This window comes from Streptomyces sp. WG5, assembly GCF_049974565.1.
In the GTDB taxonomy this organism is placed as follows: domain Bacteria; phylum Actinomycetota; class Actinomycetes; order Streptomycetales; family Streptomycetaceae; genus Streptomyces.
This window is the reverse complement of record NZ_JBNGGC010000008.1, coordinates 206769-226453: the sequence shown is the minus strand read 5'-3', so window position 1 is coordinate 226453 and position 19685 is coordinate 206769. Positions and strand designations below refer to the sequence as shown.

Annotated in this window: 15 protein-coding genes and 1 pseudogene; 7 read left to right on the top strand and 9 right to left on the bottom strand. The window is 71.9% G+C overall.

Going from position 1 to position 19685, the window contains the following annotated elements; genetic code table 11:
• Positions 1 to 44 precede the first annotated feature (44 nt).
• From ACP4IX_RS10950 to ACP4IX_RS10940, 3 genes are read right to left on the bottom strand one after another with little or no spacing between them, the layout of a single operon-like run.
• Positions 45 to 1280: a sensor histidine kinase gene (locus ACP4IX_RS10950; RefSeq protein WP_426523443.1), complete on the bottom strand. Its 1236-nt coding sequence runs from the start codon at positions 1278 to 1280 to the stop codon at positions 45 to 47.
• Positions 1277 to 2014: a response regulator transcription factor gene (locus ACP4IX_RS10945; protein ID WP_426555385.1), complete on the bottom strand. Its 738-nt coding sequence runs from the start codon at positions 2012 to 2014 to the stop codon at positions 1277 to 1279. Before ACP4IX_RS10945 ends, ACP4IX_RS10950 begins: the two co-directional genes overlap by 4 nt.
• A 4-nt stretch (positions 2015 to 2018) precedes the next feature.
• The gene (locus ACP4IX_RS10940) at positions 2019 to 2639 is read right to left on the bottom strand and encodes a DM13 domain-containing protein (RefSeq protein ID WP_426555384.1); all 621 of its coding nucleotides are present in this window, start codon (positions 2637 to 2639) and stop codon (positions 2019 to 2021) included.
• A gap of 726 nt (positions 2640 to 3365) precedes the next feature.
• On the opposite strand from ACP4IX_RS10940, the gene ACP4IX_RS10935 reads away from it, so the two are divergent.
• Complete coding sequence (locus ACP4IX_RS10935) at positions 3366 to 4100, top strand: D-Ala-D-Ala carboxypeptidase family metallohydrolase (protein ID WP_426555383.1); 735 nt, start codon at positions 3366 to 3368, stop codon at positions 4098 to 4100.
• 497 nt (positions 4101 to 4597) lie between these two features.
• Positions 4598 to 4784 (top strand): annotated as a pseudogene (locus ACP4IX_RS10930) (IS1380 family transposase); the annotation flags it as partial.
• A 351-nt stretch (positions 4785 to 5135) separates the two neighbouring features.
• On the opposite strand, the gene ACP4IX_RS10925 reads toward ACP4IX_RS10930, so the two are convergent.
• Entirely contained in the window at positions 5136 to 5285 is a 150-nt protein-coding gene (locus ACP4IX_RS10925; RefSeq protein WP_426523448.1) for a hypothetical protein, read from the bottom strand.
• Between the two features lie 396 nt (positions 5286 to 5681).
• Between ACP4IX_RS10925 and ACP4IX_RS10920 the strand changes: the two genes are divergently transcribed.
• The 3 genes from ACP4IX_RS10920 (at position 5682) to ACP4IX_RS10910 (ending at position 7537) form a co-directional block, all read left to right on the top strand.
• A complete protein-coding gene (locus ACP4IX_RS10920) occupies positions 5682 to 5942 on the top strand; it encodes a hypothetical protein (protein ID WP_426555382.1) in 261 nt (86 codons plus the stop codon).
• 51 nt (positions 5943 to 5993) lie between these two features.
• Positions 5994 to 6368, top strand: coding sequence for a hypothetical protein (locus ACP4IX_RS10915; protein WP_426523450.1), 375 nt, complete (start codon positions 5994 to 5996; stop codon positions 6366 to 6368).
• Positions 6369 to 6466: 98 nt separating this feature from the next.
• Positions 6467 to 7537, top strand: a complete 1071-nt coding sequence (locus ACP4IX_RS10910; protein WP_426555381.1) for a hypothetical protein — start codon at positions 6467 to 6469, stop codon at positions 7535 to 7537.
• A 344-nt stretch (positions 7538 to 7881) separates the two neighbouring features.
• Here the strand turns inward: ACP4IX_RS10910 and ACP4IX_RS10905 are convergent, their stop codons facing one another.
• The 3 genes from ACP4IX_RS10905 to ACP4IX_RS10895 all read right to left on the bottom strand — a co-directional run bounded on the left by ACP4IX_RS10905 (position 7882) and on the right by ACP4IX_RS10895 (position 10258).
• Entirely contained in the window at positions 7882 to 8253 is a 372-nt protein-coding gene (locus tag ACP4IX_RS10905) for a hypothetical protein (protein ID WP_426523452.1), read from the bottom strand.
• A 110-nt stretch (positions 8254 to 8363) separates the two neighbouring features.
• Positions 8364 to 8993: a response regulator gene (locus tag ACP4IX_RS10900; RefSeq protein WP_426555380.1), complete on the bottom strand. Its 630-nt coding sequence runs from the start codon at positions 8991 to 8993 to the stop codon at positions 8364 to 8366.
• A gap of 20 nt (positions 8994 to 9013) precedes the next feature.
• Positions 9014 to 10258, bottom strand: a complete 1245-nt coding sequence (locus tag ACP4IX_RS10895; RefSeq protein ID WP_426523454.1) for a sensor histidine kinase — start codon at positions 10256 to 10258, stop codon at positions 9014 to 9016.
• Between the two features lie 192 nt (positions 10259 to 10450).
• Between ACP4IX_RS10895 and ACP4IX_RS10890 the strand changes: the two genes are divergently transcribed.
• Positions 10451 to 11242 carry a class I SAM-dependent methyltransferase gene (locus ACP4IX_RS10890; RefSeq protein ID WP_426555379.1) on the top strand — a complete coding sequence of 264 codons (792 nt, stop codon included), beginning with the start codon at positions 10451 to 10453 and terminating at the stop codon, positions 11240 to 11242.
• Between the two features lie 453 nt (positions 11243 to 11695).
• Here the strand turns inward: ACP4IX_RS10890 and ACP4IX_RS10885 are convergent, their stop codons facing one another.
• On the bottom strand, positions 11696 to 15136 hold the full coding sequence (locus ACP4IX_RS10885; RefSeq protein ID WP_426555378.1) for a phosphocholine-specific phospholipase C: 3441 nt from the start codon (positions 15134 to 15136) through the stop codon (positions 11696 to 11698).
• 114 nt (positions 15137 to 15250) lie between these two features.
• Positions 15251 to 16348, bottom strand: coding sequence for a winged helix DNA-binding domain-containing protein (locus ACP4IX_RS10880; RefSeq protein ID WP_426555377.1), 1098 nt, complete (start codon positions 16346 to 16348; stop codon positions 15251 to 15253).
• Positions 16349 to 16952: 604 nt separating this feature from the next.
• Between ACP4IX_RS10880 and ACP4IX_RS10875 the strand changes: the two genes are divergently transcribed.
• On the top strand, positions 16953 to 19637 hold the full coding sequence (locus tag ACP4IX_RS10875; protein WP_426555376.1) for an erythromycin esterase family protein: 2685 nt from the start codon (positions 16953 to 16955) through the stop codon (positions 19635 to 19637).
• Positions 19638 to 19685: the final 48 nt, after the last annotated feature.

The window sequence follows — 19685 nt, the reverse complement described above, 5'->3', positions numbered from 1 at the left end:
CTTGGCGTGAAGGCCGTGCGGCAGGCCGGGGCCGCACTCGGGAACTACCGGGCCGTACCTGCTCCGGGCACGGACAGGCCTGCCCCGTCTGTGGGGAGGGTGACCTCGAAGCGGCAGCCCACCGCGGTGTTACGGACCGAGGCGTGGCCGGTATGGGCTTCCACGATGCCGCGGACGATGGCGAGTCCGAGACCCGCCCCGCTGTCCCCGTGCCTCTGCCCCACGACAGTGGCAGTCGTCGTGCAGCCGGCCGTGTGCCCGGAGGCTGTCCCGGGGTCCTTGACCGTCCGGCTGGGCGGTGTACGGGCCTGGCCGCCGCGCCAGCCTGTGTCGAAGACGTGCGGCAGGTCCTGCTCCGCGATACCGCCGCAGCCGTCCTCGACGCCGAGTACCACCTTGTCGTCCTTCAGGTGTGCGCTCACCGCGACGGTTCCGTCGGCCGGTGTCGCCCGGATGGCGTTGACCAGGAGGTTGCCGAGTACCCGGGTGATCGCCTGGGTGTCGGCCCGGACCGGGAGCGCCGCGACTCCGCCGTCCACCAGGCGGACCCTGCGTTCGTCGGCCAGCGGCCTGGCTGAGGCGAGGGCGTCGTCCACCAGATCGTAGATCGACACCCGTGTCAGAACCAGTTCCAGGGAGCGTGCCTGGATACGGGAGAGCTCGAAGAGGTCGTCGACCATGCCGGAGAGTCGGTCGGCCTCGATACGGATGCGTGAGTGGAAGCGGCCGGGATCGGGGGCCACACCGTCCTCCAGCGCTTCCGCCATCGCCCGTAGCCCGGCGAGCGGGGTGCGCAGGTCGTGTGAGATCCAGGCGATCAGTTCCCTTCGTGAGGTGTCCAGCGACCTCTCGCGGTCCTGCGCGGCGCGCAGCCGCGTTCCGGCCGTTTCCAGGGCGGCAGCGAGTGCCGCGAGTTCGCTGGTGGGCGGGTCTGCCGGGGCCAGGAAGCCGGGCTCGCCGCCGACGGTGGTCACAGCCAGCGCCAGTTCGCGGCTGCCCGCGGCGATCCGGCGCCCGAAGAGCAGTGCGGCTCCCAGGGAGAACATCCCCGAGACGGCGGCCACGATGAGGACTACATGGAAGTCGTGGGCCGACAGGAACATCTCCAGCGCCACCGCGACTGTGCCGGCCGCCATCGCGACGACGGCGAGCGCGGCGACCGCGAACATCGACAGGACGACGGAGCGGCCCCGCAGCCAGGTGACGACGGGGGCCGCGAGCAGCCCGGCGAACAGAGCACCCAGAGCGGCCAGGGCGACGATGATCAACATATCGATCACGGCTGGAGCTCCTTGCGGCCGGCCTCGCCCTCGGGCGGGTCGAAGCGGTATCCGGCGCTCCACACGGTGCTGATGAACTTCGGCACGGCTGGATCGTCCTCGATCTTCTCGCGCAGACGTCGGACATGCACGGTCACGGTCGACACGTCACCGAACTCCCATCCCCATACATGCCGCAGCAGTTCCTCGCGGGAGAAGACGCGCCCCGGATTGCGCAGCAGAAAGGCCAGCAGGTCGAACTCGCGAACCGTCAGAGGCAGCTCGCGTCCACCACGTCGCGCTCGCCGTGCATCCGGGCTGGCGACGATGTCACCCGCCCGCAGTACGGCCGAGGCGGCAGAGGGCGGCGGGGCCTCGGCACGGCGCAGTACCGAGGTCACGCGCAGCACCAGTTCTCGAGGGCTGAACGGCTTGGTCATGTAGTCGTCCGCGCCCAGCTCCAGCCCCAGGACACGGTCCGCCTCCGCACCGCGCGCTGTCAGCACCACCACCGGTACCGGAGGTCCCTGGTACGCACGAAGCCTGCGGCACACTTCCAGGCCGTCCAGGCCGGGCAGCATCAGGTCAAGAACGACCAGCTGCGGTCGCAGGGCCGCGAACGCCTCCAGGGCTTCGAGGCCGTCATGGACGTGCTCGACTTCGTAGCCGGCGCGGGCGAGGTATCCCGTGACGACCTCGGCGACCGTCGGATCGTCCTCGACAACCAGGACTCGGCGGGCGGGGCAGGCAGCCACGGGGTCAGCCCTTGACCGGAGCAAGACCGGCAGCGCCGAAGGACACCGCGAACCGCTCGCACCAGATGACGGCGCTCCGGAAGCGGGACAGATCAGTACCGGCCGGAACGGTGTAGTTCTGGTTTCCCAGATTCCCCTTGAGCCTCCCGAGAGCGATGTCCCCGTCCCCGAGCCCCGCTTCCACCGCGGCGGGGTCCCGGGTCGACAGGTAGACCCGCAGGTCCGGCCCCTGCGAGGACTTGAGGTCCTCGATCCGCAACACCTGACTGCCGTCCGCGAGCCGGATCGTGCGGACAGTGCCGCTGGTGTCGTGCTCATGGGTCACGAAGCGGCCTTCGGCAAGGTCTACCGGACCCCTGTCCTTCGTCGACGGCTCCCCACCGTTCATACCGGCCGTGTCCTTCACCGCTGGTTCACCCTTCGACGCAGGCGCGGAGACGCCGGACAGCGCCTCGTCCACGGTGGTGTCCGTGAACGCCTTCCACGGCTGGAACCAGAAAAGCCCGAGACCGGCGACGACCGTCAGGACGAGCAGGACAGGCACAACCGTACGGCGGGACAAACGAGACACCGATACCTCCGGAAGACAACGGGCGGACCGACCGCGGCCGGCCGGCCCCATCATGCGTTCATCCAAGCCGTACTCGGCCCGCCAAGGTACTGACGGAACCCCCCTGTCAGACTCCCGTAATAAAGCTCCGGTTCATCACCGTCACCGTCGCCGGAGCCCACGGCGGCGGCGTCTCCCGGCATCACGGCATCACAGACCGAGGTCTTCGCATGGATCGGGGCGGTCCCGCATGAGGATGTCCGTGCGCCGACGACCACACGGAACCGAAACAGGCGGGCGGCCCTCCAGGTCAGGCCGGGATGAGCCGCTCCCATTACTGTGCCTGGGTGCCGTTGCAGTCATGCCGGTCATAGTGAACGTGCACCAAGCGGACCAGGCGGGCGGGCCGTCGGAGTTCTCGGCGCGGATCCGCCAGCGGTAGTCACCTGAGCTGACTGTGCTGGTGGGATCTGGACTGCCCGCCCGTGGCCGGTTGCCGCCGTGTCGTCCTGGACTGTTGCTACCGACGGTAGAGGCGGCTTGACCGACTGGGAGTCGACGATCAGCGCCACCAGGTGGGGCAGCGGCCCTTGCCGGTACGGACCCGGTGGCGAAGCTGGTCACGGATGCAGGTGAGGGCACCGCCCCGGTTCCACCTCCAGAGAAGCCCGTAGACCGTCTCCCACCGGGAACTCCGCAGGCAGGGCCCATCTCGGCTTCACAGGGGCGCCATTGACGCGCGTAGCTCGTTGCCGCACGCTGGGCTCCGGTTGTTGTCGACTCAACGGTCGGGAGGCCGGGATGTTCAGACGCATGTCACGCCTGATTCTCTCATTTGTCATGCTCGCGTCCAGCGTGGCGGTCGGGGTGAGCGTCACCGCCGGCACCGCTCACGCCGACTCCTGCTACACCTGGAATCGCACCCTCTCCCAGGGATCCTCCGGCAGCGACGTGACCCAGCTCCAGATCCGGGTCGCCGGCTGGGTGACCTCCGGAGAGCGGCTCTCCTACGACGGCCAGTACGGCGCGCGGACCACCGCCGCCGTCAAGAAGTTCCAGGCCGCGTACGGGCTGAGTGCGGACGGGGTCGCCGGACCCGCGACCTTCAGCAAGATCTACGCTCTCCAGGACGCCGACTGCACACCCGTCCACTTCAGCTACGCCGAACTCAACAAGTGCAACTCCGACTGGTCCGGCGGCGCGGTCTCCGCGGCCACCGCCAAGTCGAACGCGCTCAAGACCATGTGGAAGCTGGAGGCGATGCGGCACGCCCTCGGTGACGTGCCGATCACCATCTCCAGCGGCTTCCGCTCCCGCGCGTGCAACAACGCCGTCGGCGGCTCCGCCACCAGCCGTCACCTCTACGGCGACGCGGCCGACCTCGTCGGCTCGCCGTCCCTGTGCCGGCTCGCCCAGCAGTCCAGGACTCACGGCTTCTCGGAGATCCTCGGCCCGGGCTACCCCGGCCACAACGACCACACCCACGTGGCCTTCGACCCGTCGCCGTACTGGTCGGCTCCCACCTGTGGTATCTGACCCACCGAGGACGGACAGGAAGGCGGGCCGGGGCTCAACACTCGACGCTGTCGACCGCCGGCCCGCCCGCCTCGCCATCTCCTGGTACTTCGCCAGCGGTTGGCCGGCGCACCGCCGAGAACACTCGGCGTCCGGGGCCACCCGACGACGCCCGACATCCCGCCGTGTGCCTTCACCTTCGGGTACTCGCGGCCCTCTCCAGCAGCCCGGCCGGGCAGGGCGACCTGGTCGGCCGGGCACACCGCACCACTCCGGCTCTCCCCACCATCCAGACCTCCCGGTCGGAGAGATTGAGGTTGTGTGATGTCTGCCGCTCTGCTCACCGGCACTCCCCTCGTCGGCCGTGTCGCCGTCGTCTCCGGCGCCTCCAGCGGCATGGGCGCCGTCACCGCTCGGCGCCTCGCCGAACTCGCACCGTGGTCGTGCCGGCCCGGCGCAAGAAGCGCCTCGACAGCCTGGTCAAGGACATCCAGGCCGCCGGCGGCACCGCGCTCCCCCTGCGGGCCATCCGGGCCGCGCGGGCCGAAGTCCGCGAACGAGTGCGGCTGTTGGCCGACCGGGGAGCGCCCGATGCGGGCGGGGCGGTGACCGTGGGCCTCGACGGGGTGCTGCTGGTCGCGCACTCGGACAAGGAGGACGCCGCACCCACGGGGAAGCGAACCTACGGCGATCATCCGCTGATGGGATTGCGGACGCCTTCCCGCGGTCAGAGCCCGTCGAGGGCAAAGAGCCGATCTCATGACCGACCTGCTCCTCCGGCGGCGGATCAACGGCATGCGCGAATGGGGGGGAGCCGACGGATGCCGTCGTGGGCCGCGTCATCGGCTTCGCGTCCTCCGCGCAGCTCGATGTCGTGGCCGACCACGATGAGCAGTCCCCCGACTGCGACTCCCTGGACATCCGCCGCCCTGCCGAGGCCTGCCCAAGGCCACCATCCGCAGTGCCGGGCCGACTGGCCCGCGACCGGCAGTCAGTGTGACGCAGTACTCGCCGCGAGACCGGACGCGCGCGTGGCCTGCGCAGTACCGGACGAGGTCACGCCGTTCTGAGCAGGTTGTTGTACAAGCGTCTCAGGTGTTTGGCCGCGGGGCATTTCACCCCGTCCGCCGCGCATTGGCGGCAGGTCCGCAGGTGGTGCTCGTAGTCCGCGCGCGCCTGCTCCAGGCGGTCGTATGACTGCTTCATTCGGCTTCCTCCTGGTGGTCCGGGCACCGCGTTCACGGGCGCACGGGCGGGTCGCCTCGCCTGGTCGCACGAGGCGCACATAACAGTGATCTTGTTACTTGAAGTACAGCAAGCCGAGCCGATCACTCTGCCCGCGAAGACCGGACGGCAGTGCTCCCGGCATAGGCCGGCCGCGCCCCGGACTCTGCCCGACGCGGCCCGCACCCGCCGCCGCAGTGACGATCTGTATGGCCGAACGTCCGGTCGCCTGCCGCGTGGGCACCTGTGCGGGACAGGCCCTGCGGGCGGCCGGGGTCGGACACGGGCCCGCATCCGCGCGCTGGGAGCAGGCCGCAGCTCCTGGACCGTGCCGTTGGTCCCACCGTGCCCCTCGCGCCGAGGGAAGGCGCCGCCACCGTGATCAAGACCAGCCGGGCCGAGCGGCCGGACCGTGGCGTGGTCAGCACGGTCAAAGGGCTCCTGCGTGACGGCGCCGGGCTGATCACGGCCCTGCGCGTCGGACCCGCCCTGGCGGGGCCTTCCGTCGTGATCGGCGGGACGCCCGGGCAGTGGGGTACGGGCGACAGCGCCCCCAAGCCCGCCAGAAGCTGGTGGGCCGGTGTCCGCGGCCGTCGTCCGGCAGGCGGGCCGCGCCCGGACGTGGGAAAATCGTGGTAGCGCGTGAGGTGGGGAGAGGCGCACACGCCCCGCGCCGAGGGAGGTGTCCCGGTGGCCGTACACACGATAGTGATCGAGGACATGCACTCCCCGCCGGGATCACCGAGGCAGGTGTTCCTGGTACTGACCGACCCGTGGCTGCCTTTCACCAAGAAGACCTGGGCCATCGTCACGCGGAACAACTGGGTCGGGGTGGGCGCCGGTGAATTCAGGATCGTCGGCTGGGACTCACGCACGGTCGAACTCAGGGACGGGCCGTGGCAGAACGTGGCAACGCGTGTCCAGCTCCGGATGCAGTACCCGGAGGACTGTGTTCCGAACCCCGACGGGACGTTCAAGTCCGGGACCGGCATCTACAGGCGTCCGCAGAGCGAGCCGGGAACGCTCACATGGATCGGCAGGAACATCCTGCCCGACCACCTCTAGCCGCCGTTCGTGCCGGCTCAGCACGACGTCTTCCGGAGGGTCCCATGCCGAGGCCTGACGCACCGCCGCCCGACGACTTCGCACACTCCGGTGAAGACGTGGTGATCAGAGACCTGGAGGGCCCGCGGGAACACATCGGCCTCGATACCGGCGAGTTCTCCCAGGACCTGCTCGAGGCGCGAGCCGTGATCGAGGAGACGCTCAGCGGACAGGGTGACCAGCGCAGCGCGGTCCGGTCCGTGGAGGACCTGACCGAGGCGACGAACATCCAGGGGGCCGGTCTCGGCAGGGCAGCGCCGTCCGGGCAGCCCTCGCTGAACGTCTACCTGGCCCGGCCGATAAACGACGAAGATCTCGTGTCGCTCATCGTCGAACGGATGGGTGTCCGCGCCGCCGCTTCCCCGCAGGTCACGGTCGTACCCGTCGTCACCGGGATCATCGAGACGCAGGCGTACGACTTCCACCGGCGTCCCGCGCCCGGTGGCGTGTCGATCCATCGGACACCCACCTCGCTGCCCGTGGCGGGCACGTTCGGCTGCCTGGCGACCGGCCGGTCCTTCCCGCGCGATCAGAGGACCCTCATCCTCGGCTGCAACCACGTCTTCGCGAACAACAACAACGCCGCGCTCGGTGACGTGATCATCCAGCCCGGCGGACGCGACGGAGGTTCTGCGCCGCAGGACCTCATCGCGGTGCTGGAGCGCTTCGTCGAGCTGAAGTTCGACGGATCCATCAACATCGCCGACGCCGCCACGGCATGGGCCAGACCCGAGGACGTGAGTCCGAACATCCTGATCACCGGGGTGCTCGGCCCCGTCGAGGTACCGATCAGCGCCACGACCGGAACCGTCACGGTGGACCAACTGGTGTTCAAGAGCGGGCGGACCACGGAAGTGAGAGCCGGGACCGTCCGGGAAGTGGACGCCTCCCACTGGATCGCCTATCCCGGGGGCAACGCGTACTTCTCCGGCTCGATCGGAGTGGAAGGGACGCTCGGCACCTTCAGCGAAACCGGAGATTCCGGGGCGATCGTCTGGACTCTGGACTTCGTCCAGCGGAACCCGGTCGGCATGCTCTACGGGGGCACGGTGAACTTCAGCAGGTCGTTCGCCCACCCGATCGACCTCGTCACCCAAGCCCTCGACGTCTTCATCATCGACACCCTCTGACCCTGACGCCGACGCGGCAGCCGGGCGGCCTCGCCGTCGCCCGGCTGCCGACGCCGTACGGGGCTCCGCGCCCACATGCCCGGAGGCAGCGACCGCGGCGGACAGCCGCGTGGCCCCGCGCAGCGCAGGCTCACCGCGTACAGCGCTTGTCGGGCGGCCGGCCGCCTGGGCGGCGGTGGCGGGGCGCGCACCGCGGCGTACCCGCTCCGGCACGGAGCGGATGCGTCGCGGCGGCAAGGACGGCGGGACCGGGCGGCGCCCCGGCCGGGGCGCCGCCCGGTCCGTACACGCGACACGGGGACGCCACCCGGCGCACACCGGGGCCGGACCGCCGTAGCCGGAGGTCAGTCCGCGTACACGACGACCAGGCACAGGGCCGCGAACAGCACGACGGACGCGCCGAGCAGTGTCAGCACCGCCGGGACCGCCGCCGTCAGCCGCTCCCTGCCCCTGCGCCGGCCCACGCGGAACGCCACGCGGGCCAGGACGAGCGGCAGCGCCACGAGAGCGAGGAAGAGCACCGGCGTACCCCACCGGCTGAACGCGGTGGTGCCGGGGTCGGTGGCCAGGTGCCAGGCGGTGGTACCGAACACCACGGCCGGTCCGGTCAGCAGGACCGACGAGAGGACCGACGCCACGGCGACGGTCAGCCCTTCGGTCACCCGCTCGGCACGCGTACGCCCAGGGCGCTCTTCCGGTACCCCGTCGTATCCCACGCCCACTCCCTCCAAGAGTTTCGGTTCAATGCCGTCGGCCGCGCCGGGCGGACCACAGGCCCGTGAGCGCGGCGGTCGCCGATTCCGCGCGTCCGGAGCCCGGCCGCCGTTCACGGCAGCAGACGGTGGCGGGCCGCGGCCGCCACCGCGCCCGCCCTGGTCCGCACACCCAACTTGGCGTAGACGCGCCCCAGATGGGTCTTGACCGTGGCCTCGCTGAGGAACAGGGCCCGGGCGATCTCCCGGTTGCCCAGGCCCTCGGCGAGCCTGCCCAGGATGTCGCGCTCGCGCTCGGTGAGGGCGGGGCCGGGGGCGCGCAGACGGGCGACGACCCGGTCGGTGACCGGCCCCGACAGCACGGTGCGTCCCGCGGCGGCGTCCCGGACGGCCGCGAACAGCCGCTCCGGCCGCTCGGCCTTGAGCAGATAGCCCGTGGCACCCGCCGCCACGGCACGGGATATGTCGGCGTCGGTGTCGAACATCGTGAGGACCAGCACTCGCGGAGCGGGCCCGTCCGGCCCGCTCCGGGCGGTCAGCCGGCTGGTGGCCGCCACCCCGTCCATGCCGGCGCCCAGTTGCAGGTCCATGAGCACCACGTCCGGCCTCAGCCGCGCTGCCATCACCAGGGCCTCTTCGCCACTGCCGGCCTCGCCGACCACGTCGATGCCGCCGGTGCTGGATAGCAGGGCGCGCAGTCCCGCGCGTACGACGGAGTGGTCGTCGCAGAGCAGTACACGCACTGCGGGAGCGGCGGCCGGGGTCACCACGCCTGCCTTCCGACGCCGTTCCCGGCGAGCGGCACGGACATCGTGACCACCGTCCCCTCACCGGGCGCCGACTCGACCGCGAGCGTCCCGCCCGCCTGTTGGGCCCTCGTGACCATGCCCGGAAGCCCGTGACCGCGGGAGGAGGCCCGGTCCCGGCGAGGCGGCCGGCCCGTGTCGAAGCCGCGCCCGTCGTCGGCGATGTCCACTGTGATCCGGTCCTCCAGACAGGTCAGGGTGATGACGGCCCGGGCCGCCCCGGCGTGCTCCCGTACGTTGGCCAGCGCCTGCTGGGTGACCCGCAGCAGGGCTGTCTCGACGGGCCCGGGCAGAGAGCCGGGGGCGTCGGGGGCACCGTCCAGCCGGAACTCGACGGCCGGTCCCGGTTCCGGTCCGCCGTCCTGCGCGGCGAGGGCTCGCAGCGCCTGCACGAGGGTGTTCTCCGCGAGATCCAGCGGTGTCAGGTCGCGGACGAACCGGCGGACCTCGGTGAGCGCACGCTCGGCTGCCGCGGCGGCGTCGCGCACATGCCCGTGCGCGGTGTCCGGGCAGGTGTGCCAGCGGCGGTCGGCGGCCTGGAGCAGCATCTGCTGGCTGGACAGGCTCTGCGCGAGGATGTCGTGGATCTCGGCCGACAGGCGCTGGCGCTCCGCGAGGATGCCGGCGTGCCGTTCGGTGGCGGCCAGTTCGCCGCGGGCGCGCACCAGGTCGTCGATGAGCAGGCGCTGCCGGGCGGTCAGTTGTCTGCCGTCGACCAGGACGGCCGTGGCGACCGTACCGAGGGCGACCGGGGCGATCACCAGGTTGGGATTGAACGGGCCGGTCAGGACGCGTAGTTCGGAGACCACCACGAGGGCGACGAGCACGGAGGCGAGCGGCACCGCGAGCCGCACCGGCAAACGGTGCAGTCCGGTGAACAGCAGCGGCATGGTGCACCACGTGGCGCTCGGTTCCAGGGCGAGCAGAACCATCCAGACGGTGAGCACCGCGCTCAGCCACAGCAGATGCCGGGTGGCGGGGCGCTCCCCGTACCGCGGCGCGGGCGCCCACCGCAGTCCGAGCAGGTAGAGCGCCCCGAACAGGAGGAACAGGACGAGGGTCACAATGGTGCGGGTGCCATCGCCCCGGTCGTGGGTCAGCAGGCGGGCGATCGCGCCGCCGAGCAGCAGCACGAAGGCGATGTGCAGGGCCGCGGTCAGCCACCGCGCGTCGGGGTCCGGCCGTATGGCGTCTCGCTCCACCGTGTCCCCGTCGTCTCGCCCGTCCCCGTCTCACCACAGATACAAGCGCACCCCGTGAGGCGCGTCATCCGATCGGCTGATCTTCGCATAGTCCCGTCGGCTCCTCGGACCAGCCGTACGTCCGAAGAACGGGACCGGCGCAGCGGTGAGACTGCTGGGACACGCACGGCCCCTACGGAGATCGAGCACCGCATGCCCAAGAACCTCACGGCCAACCGCGCCTCCTTCACGCATCGCCTGTCCTACGCAGTGCGCCACCCGGGTCGGGTGCCGCGCCACCTGCGTCGCACCGCTCGCGACGCGTGGCTGCGGTACCGCTCGCCGGACCATGTCTCCTACTACCGGGCGGTCATGCGGTCGGACACACGCCGCGACCCGGACGCCGCGGTGGGCAGTCGCAGCCGGGAGCGCTGGCTCGCGCTGGGACAGATGCAGTTCGACTACCTACTGCGCCACGGGCTGCGTCCGGACCACCGGATGCTGGAGATCGGCTGCGGCAACCTGCGGGCGGGCTGGCGCTTCATCGAGTACCTCGACGCCGGCCACTACTACGGCGTCGACATCTCCCCCGACATACTTGTCTCCGCACAGGACACCCTCCAGGCCCAGGGCCTTCAGGACCGGCTGCCCGCGCTGACGCCGGTCCGGGATCTCACGCTGGGATTCCTGCCGGAGGGCCGTTTCGACGTGGTGCACGCGCACAGCGTGTTCTCGCACTCCCCGCTACCGGTGATCGAGGAGTGCTTCGCCCACATCGGCCGCGTTCTGGCGCCGGGTGGCTGGTTCGACTTCACCTTCGACCGGACAGAGGGCGAGGAGCATCATGTGCTGCGGGAGGACTTCTACTACCGGACCGAGACGCTGATCGCCCTGGCCGCCGAGCACGGCCTCGCGGCGCGCTTCATGGAGGACTGGGAGGACCTCGGGCACGGCCAGTCCAAGATCCGTGTGACGCACCGGCCGGGGGACGGCGGCCGTTCCTGAGCGCACCGGGCCGGCGCCCGGGGCCGTTGCTGAGTTCCCGCTCGGCGCCCCGGGCCGCCAGGTCCCACCGGTGCCCGATCGGGGCCCGAAACGGCCCCGCGGCGTGGCTCGAGCCCGCGGACCACGCACCCGCTGCACCGCCGGCGGGGGTACCGCCGCCGGTCATACGTCCGGGCGCGATGCTGCCCGACCGCATCCCCGCCGGCTTCCCCGGCTCAGCCCGTCCCGCTACAGGATCAGTTGTCGGACACGCCCGTCGCGAGCTCCCGCCACGAGCCGGCGCGCGTACCCGGCGTCGAGGCCGACCGGGCGGAAGAGGATGCGGTACGTCAGAGGGGCGACGGGCACCAATGCGGACTTCGGAACCGTCGCCCCGTGACGCGAATCCTCTGCGGTACGGGGGTGCTGCCCTGTCCCACCTCCCGTCCCGTCCTCGGCGGCCGCGTGGGCGGGTCAGGCGTCGGTGATCGGGGCCGTGCCCAGGCGGACGTTGTCGATCGCCCAGTACCAGTTGTTGCCCGCGTTGAAGATCCGGAAGGCGACCTTCGCCGAGGTGGCCCCGGCCGGGACGGGGCAGGAGAGCCGGACGAGGCGGTTCTCCTGGTCCCGGCCCTGGTTGGTGTTCCCGGAGGTCGCGCCGCTGTAGTGGAGCAGCCGCACCGTGCCGCCGGAATCGAACTCGACGGTGACTTCGGCCTCCTGCGGGCTCTCCTGCCGGTAGTGGGAGTCGAAGCCCAGGTGCAGGGTGGGGGTGCCGGGCGGGACGGCCACCGCCGGGCTGGTCAGGGTCGAGTCGAACCGGCCCCGGCCGGACGGGCCCCCGTTGTCGTCCCAGTCGTCGGGGTCGCTGACGGCGACGACGCCGAGGGCGCGGGTGAAGCCGGGGCGGTCCTGCCCGGCGGGGAACCAGAACTGCTTGGTCATGAACGTCCAGCCCTGCAACTCCCGCGTGCCCTGCGGCATGTCCGGCGCGTTGGTGACCGTCCAGCCCTCGGGGGCGGTCCGGGTCCAGCCGAGCAGCCCGGGGCGGCTGAGATCGGCGGCCGGGGCGAGCGCGGGGGCGGCGGACTCGAAGTCCTCCGCGAGGAGGTGACCGGTCATGACGGGGCCTGTTCTGACGGGCAGGGACGCGGATACCTCCGTACCGCTGCCGCCCGGCATCGCCGTGACGGTCGCCGTGAGCGTGTCGGAGACGCGGGCCGCCGTGACGGGCGCGACGACGTCCCAGGCCAGGGTCACGTTCGAGCGTGCCGGAACCGACGTCGGCGCGGTGCCCTGGGGAGTGGCCTGCCAGCCCTGCGGCAGGGCCGGCGTGACGGCCAGGTCCGTGAGGGGCGTGCCGGCCGCGTTGACGACGGTGGCCGTCACGGTGGCCGCCCGGCCCGGCGACAGGACGGCGCCGTCGGTGCCGGGTGAGCTCGCCGGACCGGTCAGCGTGACGCTCAGGGCGGGGACGACCCGGACCTGCGCGCGGGCGTCGGCGAGCCTGAGCAGACCGTCGCCCTGGGCGTGTGCGGCGACGACCAGTCGGCCGGCGGTGGCGTTCCGGGCGGGCGTGACCGTGAAGCGCACATCGGCCGAGTCGCCGGCCGCGAGGGTTGCGGGGGCGGTGCCGGGTCGTTCGACCGTCCAGCCGGAGGGGGCGGTCAGCGCGACGAAGAGCCCTTCGAGCCGGTCTTGGCCGTCGTTGCGTACGGTGACGACGACATCGGTCGGGTTGCCCTGCGCGAAGGGCGTGTCCAGGGAGGGCTGGGGCTCGGGCAGGCCGATGGCCGCGGTCAGCGCCGGGGGCGTGCCGGTCGCCGGGTCGGTGACGCCGGGCCTGTTGTGGGACCGGCGGCCGGTCATGCGGCGCAGGAACATCGGGTCGTCCCGGTCGACGACCACGATGTCGTACCAGCCGTGGTCCGGCAGGCCGAGCCGCACCGTGCGGGACGTGCCGGGTCTGAGGGTGACGGCGCGCACACGGTCGCCGTGCCTGTGGGCGTGGACCGACTCGCCGACGAGGAGCCTGCGGGTGCGGGTGGAGGGGTTGGAGCAGACGACACTCACCTGGCCGGCGCCCTGGCGTTCGGGGAGGTACGCCTCGGCGCCCACGCCGGTGCCCCGCAGCTCCCACACGGACCAGCCCGGCCCGTGCACCTGCAGGTCGTAGCCGTCGGCGCCGTACTCGACCGTGTGGTCGGCTCTTCCGCGCGCGGGGACCGTCCAGGTGTGCGGGGCGGTGCCGTCGCCGGGGTAGGCGGAGAACCAGACCGCGGCGTCGGCACTGTCGTTGCCGAGGCGGAGGCGGACGCCGGTGCGGGTGACGTCGGAGCGCAGGGACAGCCGGTAGGGGGAGGGACGCGTGCGGCGCGTGCCGGCCTCCTGTTCCGGGAGCGACTGCTCACCCGGCGGTACGGGGTTCCAGCGGCCGACCGCGTCCGGTACGGGACGCGGCTGCTCGACCCGGGGCTGCCGGTAGGTGCGGTGGAAGTCGAAGGCGGCGGTCAGGTCACCGAACACGCTGCGGCGCCAGGCGCTGATGTTGGGCTCGTGGACGCCGGTCCACTTCTCCAGGAACCGGATGACCGAGGTGTGGTCGAACGCCTGCGAGCTGACGAAGCCGCCCACCGTCCAGGGCGACACGATCGTCATCGGCACGCGCGGGCCGGGGCCGACCGGGCTCCCGCCGGACCAGTCGTCGTCGCTTCCTGAGGCCGGCCGCGGCGCGACCGGCGCCGGCACATGGTCGAAGTAGCCGTCGTTCTCGTCGAAGTTGATGAAAAGCACCGTCTTCGACCAGGTGTCCGGGTCGCTCGCGAGGGCGTCGAGGAGGTCGTAGACCAGGTTGGCGCTGCCGACGGGGGTGGAGCTGCTGGGGTGTTCGGACAGCGCCGCCGTCGGAACGATCCAACTGACCGCCGGCAGTGTCCCCTTGTCGATGTCGGACCGGATCCGCCGGACGAGGGTGTCCGGCTCGGAACGGTAGGCGCCCCGCAGGAACAGCCGGCGTTCGGCCTCGGTCAGCGCGTCGACGCCCCGCTGGAACTCGGCCAGCGCGGCCCTGCGCTGCTCCGGGGTCCTGGCCCACAGGCTGTCGTAGAACTGCTCGGTGGTGGAGTACTGTCCGCCGACCGCGGAGAGGATCTTCCGGCCGATCTCCTTCCACGGCCGGAAGTATTCCACCGCGTTGTCGGTGAAGTTGTCCCACTCCTGGTAGATCTGCCAGTCGACGCCCGCGGCCTCCAGGCGCTCCGGGTACGTGGTCCAGCTGTATCCGGCGTGGCGGTGGTCGTAGGCGGCGTTGGTGAGGGCCCGGTTGACACCGTCCGGCTCGTAACCGGTGGTGCCGGTCCACAGGTAGTTGCGGTTGGGGTTGGTCGAGCCGTAGACCGAGCAGAAGTAGGAGTCGCAGATGGTGAAGCGGTCGGCCAGTTCGTACTGGAGCGGGATGTCACGCCGGTCGTAGAAGGCCATGGTGCTCTGGGTCTTGGCGGCGACCCAGTCGTTCCACCAGCCGTTCCCCCGGGCCTGGACGGCGTCGCGGAAGGCGTGCGGGAGCGAACCCAGATACTGGATGTCGCTTTCCGGGCGGCCCGCGTCGAGCGCCGCCCGGCGGGCCGAGAACGGCAGGACCTCGCCGCCGCCGGGCCGCGGCTGCCGGAAGACATCGGCTCCCGAGGGCAGCCGCAGGGGCGTCCGGTCGCTGAAACCGCGCACCCCCTTGAGGGCGCCGAAGTAGTTGTCGAAGGAGCGGTTCTCCTGCATCAGGACGATCACATGCTCGACGGCACGCAGGCCGCCGCGCGGCATCGGCGCGGCCATGGCCCGGTGCAGCGAGGGGGGCAGGAGGGAGAGGCCGGCTCCACCGGCGAGGGTGCCGAGAACCTTGCGGCGGGAAACGTCAGGCATGACGGGGACGTTAAGGCGCTCGTACCTCACGGCATAACCCTGGGCAACGGATTTTCGCCGGCCGTTCACCACACGACATCGGCTGTTCCGTCGTCCGTACGCCGGACCAGTGGCTCAGCCGCTGTCCGCGGTGATGCGTACGCGCTCGACGCCCTCGTCCAGGAAAGTGGTCAGGGCCAGGGCTTCGGCGTGGACGGCTTCTCGCTCCGGGCCGGAGAGTGGGCGGAGTGGGGTGATGGCGAGCTCTTCGTCGTGCACGGTCCAGGTGGCGGCGACGCGTCCGTCGACGAGGACGGCTCGTCGGCCGGCGACGGACAGGCCGAGGTGGGCGTCGTCGATGATGCGGCTGCGGTCGTGGTAGCCGAGGATCACGTTGTCGAAGGCCGGCAGGAACCGGACGGGTGCGGGAGTGTCCGGGTGCGGGCGCGGTGCGTCGGGAAGGTCGAGAAGGACCCGGCCGCGTTCGTCGCGGAAGGCGACGAGCTCCTCGCGGACGGCCTCGACCGCGGCGGGAAGTCCGGCGAGGCCGCACCAGGAACGGAGGTCGGCGGTGGCGGCGGGCCCGTGGGCGGCGAGGTAGCGCCGTACCAGTTGCTGCCCGGCCGGGTCGCTCTCGTCGGGGGAGAGCGGGTCGATGTCGCACCCGAGCCAGGTGGCCAGGGGCAGGTTGCGGACGCCGGCCCTGGTGCGCCACAGGCCTCGGGGCGGGAGCTGGACCATCGGGACGAGGGCCGCGACGAGCAGTTCGCCCAGGACACGGCGCGGGGGCGTGGGCCAGCGGCCTTCGAGTGCCTCGACGAGTGCGGCCATGGTGCGGGGCTGCTGGTCGGCCATGACCGCTCGGCCTGCCGCGGCGACCTCCTCCACGTCGATGCCCGCGAGTTCGCGCCGGTAGGTGGCCATCACCCGCTGGCGCAGCATGGTGTCGTGGCGGGCTCGCCAGGCCAGCGCGTCGCCGGCGGTGACGAGGTGGACGGTGCGGCGCATCAGGTGGGTGCGCACGACCTGGCGGCCTGTCAGCGCGTCGTCCAGGTCCCGCGGTCGGAAGGCGTGCAGCCGGGACCACAGGCCGATGAAGGGTTCCTGGGGTTCCTGCGCCTGCATTCCGCACAGGTGCGCCACGGCGTCGTGGACGGAGGTGTCCGCGCGCCCGAGCAGGTACTGGCGGGCGAGGGTGGCGCGGTTGAGGGCGCGTGTGCCGAGGACGGTCATGTTCTCAGGCCGCGGCTCGCTCGGTGGCCGGACGCCGGCGCGGAACGGGGTGGGACGGTGAGGGGGGTGTGCGGGGGACGTCCACGGGGCCGGTCCGCCGCCCCGGCTGTCGTATGCGCACGTGATTCGCTTCCTTCCGCTTGTCTGCCGGGTGCCGTCGCGTCGTCGGCGGCGCCCGTCGTACTGTGTCGAGCCGGCCGGCTCGGCCGTTGCGGTCCCCCGGCCGCCTCGCCCCGGATCGCCCGGTCCGCCTGGTTCTCGTTCTCGTTCCGCACGTTGCCGGTTTCCTGGTAGGTGACGGCGCCGGTGCGTCCGCCGAACACGGACATGCGCGCCCGACGCGCGTCGCCCCGGCAGTTCTTGGTCCCGGGGTGGCTCTGATCCCACCGTCGCAGGATTAGCGGTCAGCCTGTGTCCTCTACTGCGGGCGGAATGACGGGCACCCGTTCACGGAGGCGGTCGGCACCGTCGCTCCCGGCGGCATCCCGCGAAGCCCGCAAGGGCCCGGGACAACACGTCGGCGGCCCGTCCGCCGCCCGCGGCATTGCTCCGACCAGGTGACATACGGAGCGCGGCCCGACGCCCGGGCAGGAATGCTGGCGTCATGGCACCCCTCATATCAAGGCGGCTCGCCGTCGCGCTGCTCGTCTGGCTCGCCGTCGTCCCCGGGACGGTCGCCGCGGTGCCGGCCGGTGGGGGGCCAGGGGCCTCAGACGGGTCTCCCACTCCAACCGGTGACCCGCTGCAGGCGTTGGAGGAGGCCGCCCGTCCGCTGCGCACCACCGAGCCCTCGGGCGCTGTCGAGGACCTGCGGCCCTTCGGGGAGGCGGTCGGTGACGCCGTGGTGGTCGGCGTCGGCGAGGCCGCCCACGGCTCCCACGACTTCGTCACCTTCCGGCACCGGGTGCTGCGGTACCTGGTCGAGGAGAAGGGTTTCCGCTCCTTCGTCCTGGAGGCCAACTGGAGCGCGGGGCTCCGTCTGGACGACTACCTGCTCACCGGGCGCGGCGATCCCGTCCGGATCATGTCCGAGGAGTTCCGGAACGCCTTCCTGCTGCTGCACAGCCAGGAGTACCTGGACATGATCCGCTGGATGCGCGCGTACAACGTCGCCCACCCCGACGACCCGGTCAGGTTCGCCGGCAACGACAACGGCTACGCCGGTCCGGAGCTGTACGACCGGGTCGTCGGCCACGTCCGGCGCGCCCACCCCGACCTGCTGCCCGCCGTCACCGAGCTGTACCGGGGGCTGCGCCCCACCCTGCCCGTCGACGCGTGGATGCGCGCCGCCGTGACCGAGCCCCTGGACGAGCGTCGCGCACGGGCCGAACGCACCGGACGCGTCCTCGGACTGCTCCGCGCCCGCGAACCCGCCGGGACGGACGAGGAGCACGCCTGGGCGCTCCAGCACGCCACCGTCATCGACCAGGTGGCACGCCTGTACGCCTTCGACCTCTCCGACCCTCGGAGCGGGCCGGAGGCCATGGCCCACCGCGACACCGCCATGGCGGAGAACACCCTGTGGTGGCACCGCCACACCAGCCACCGACTCGTACTCGGCGGACACAACAGCCACCTGTACACCAGGAGTTCCACCCCCACCCTCCCCCTCCCCCAGGGATCGGTGCTCCGGCAACGGCTGGGCGACGGCTACCTGGCGGTGGGGCTCTCCTTCGACCGGGGCGTCGTGCACGCCACGGCGCAGGGTCTGCAGAATCCGGCCGACCAGGACGTCGGACGGGTCGAGGTGGAGCCCGCCGCTCCCGGTTCGGCCGAGTACGTCCTGGACCGGGTGGGTCACCGGAACTGGTACGCCGACCTGCGCACCGCGCCGCCCGCAGCCCGCGCCCTGCTGGACGTCACCCGGCCCAAACGGGAGATCGGCACCGACTACCCGCCGACCGGCGACCAGGTCAACCTGCTGAGGTCGATGGACCTGGTGGTGCACCTGGACGAGATCCGGCCGAGCCGGAGACTCGCCCGTGCAGCGGCCGAGCAGCGGCCCCACGCTCCGGGGACGTCCACCGGTCTGCTGCCCGCCCTGGAGGAGGCGGCCCGTCCGCTGCGCACCGTGGAGCCCGTCGGCCCCTTCGACGACCTGCGCGCCCTGGGGGAGGCGGTGGGTGACGCCCGGCTGGTCGGCGTCGGGCAGGCCGTCCACGGCTCCCGCGACTTCCTCGCCCTCCAGCACCGGGTGTTCCGGTACCTGGTCGAGGAGAAGGGTTTCCGCTCCCTCGTCCTCGAAGCCCCCTGGAGCGCGGGGCTCCGCCTGGACGACTATCTGCTCACCGGGCACGGCGACCCCGCCCGGATCGTGTCCGAGGAGTTCCAGAACGCCTACCTGTTCATGCGGACCGGCGAGGTGCTGGACCTGATCCGCTGGATGCGCGCGTACAACGTCGCCCACCCCGACGACCCGGTCAGGTTCGCCGGCAACGACAGCAGTTACGCGGGCCCCGATCTGTACGACCGGGTCGTCGACCACGTCCGGCGCGCCCACCCCGACCTGCTGCCCGCCGTCACCGGGCTGTACCGGGGACTGCGCCCCACCCTGTCCGCCGGCGAGTACATGGTGGCCGCCATCGAGGAACCTCCGGCCCTGCGGCGGGAGAAGGCCGAACGGACCGGACGCGTCGTGGAGCTGCTGCGCGCCCGGAGCTTCGCCGGGCGCACCGTGGCAGGGGACGCCCACGCCCGGGCGGTGCGGAACGCGGAGATCGTCCATCAGGTCGCACGCCAGAACGCCTTCGACTACGACGACCCGGCCGACGAACGCGAGGCCCTGGCCTACCGCGACACCGTGATGACGGAGAACACCCTCTGGTGGCTCCGGCAGACCGGCGCCCGGGCGGTGCTGGCCGCCCACAACGGCCACGTGTACCTGGAGGGCTACGACCCGGACTACCCGGTCATCCAGGGCGGCCTGCTCCGCCGCGCGCTCGGGAACGGTTACCTCGTCGTGGGCCTGGCCTTCGACCACGGCTCCTTCCACGCCACCGACAAGGGCGTCTCCAACCCCCGCGACGAGGACGTGAAGGAGTTCCGCTCCGGGCCGGTCGCGGCCGGTTCGGTCGAGCAGACCCTGGACCGGGTGAGCCACCGGGACTGGTACCTCGACCTGCGCACCGCGCCGCCCGCCGTCCGCGCCTGGCTGGCCGTGACCCGTCCCAAACGGGAGATCGGCACGCACTGGCCCCGGGACCCGGACTCGGTCAATCTGCTGAGGTCGGCGGACGTGGTGGTGCACCTGCACGAGATCCGGCCGAGCCGCCTGCTTCCGCGCCACTGACCCTTGCGCCGGCGGTCGGCCGCTCCTCCGCTGCGGCAAGGCGACCGT

Excerpts from the sequence above, each read along its gene's own strand:
- ACP4IX_RS10940 (WP_426555384.1), bottom strand. The coding sequence starts at position 2,639 with ATGATGGGGCCGGCCGGCCGCGGTCGGTCCGCCCGTTGTCTTCCGGAG.
- ACP4IX_RS10925 (WP_426523448.1), bottom strand. The coding sequence starts at position 5,285 with ATGAAGCAGTCATACGACCGCCTGGAGCAGGCGCGCGCGGACTACGAG.
- ACP4IX_RS10880 (WP_426555377.1), bottom strand. The coding sequence starts at position 16,348 with ATGACCGTCCTCGGCACACGCGCCCTCAACCGCGCCACCCTCGCCCGC.
- ACP4IX_RS10890 (WP_426555379.1), top strand. The coding sequence starts at position 10,451 with ATGCCCAAGAACCTCACGGCCAACCGCGCCTCCTTCACGCATCGCCTG.
- ACP4IX_RS10935 (WP_426555383.1), top strand. The coding sequence starts at position 3,366 with ATGTTCAGACGCATGTCACGCCTGATTCTCTCATTTGTCATGCTCGCG.
- ACP4IX_RS10875 (WP_426555376.1), top strand. The coding sequence starts at position 16,953 with ATGGCACCCCTCATATCAAGGCGGCTCGCCGTCGCGCTGCTCGTCTGG.
- ACP4IX_RS10885 (WP_426555378.1), bottom strand. The coding sequence starts at position 15,136 with ATGCCTGACGTTTCCCGCCGCAAGGTTCTCGGCACCCTCGCCGGTGGA.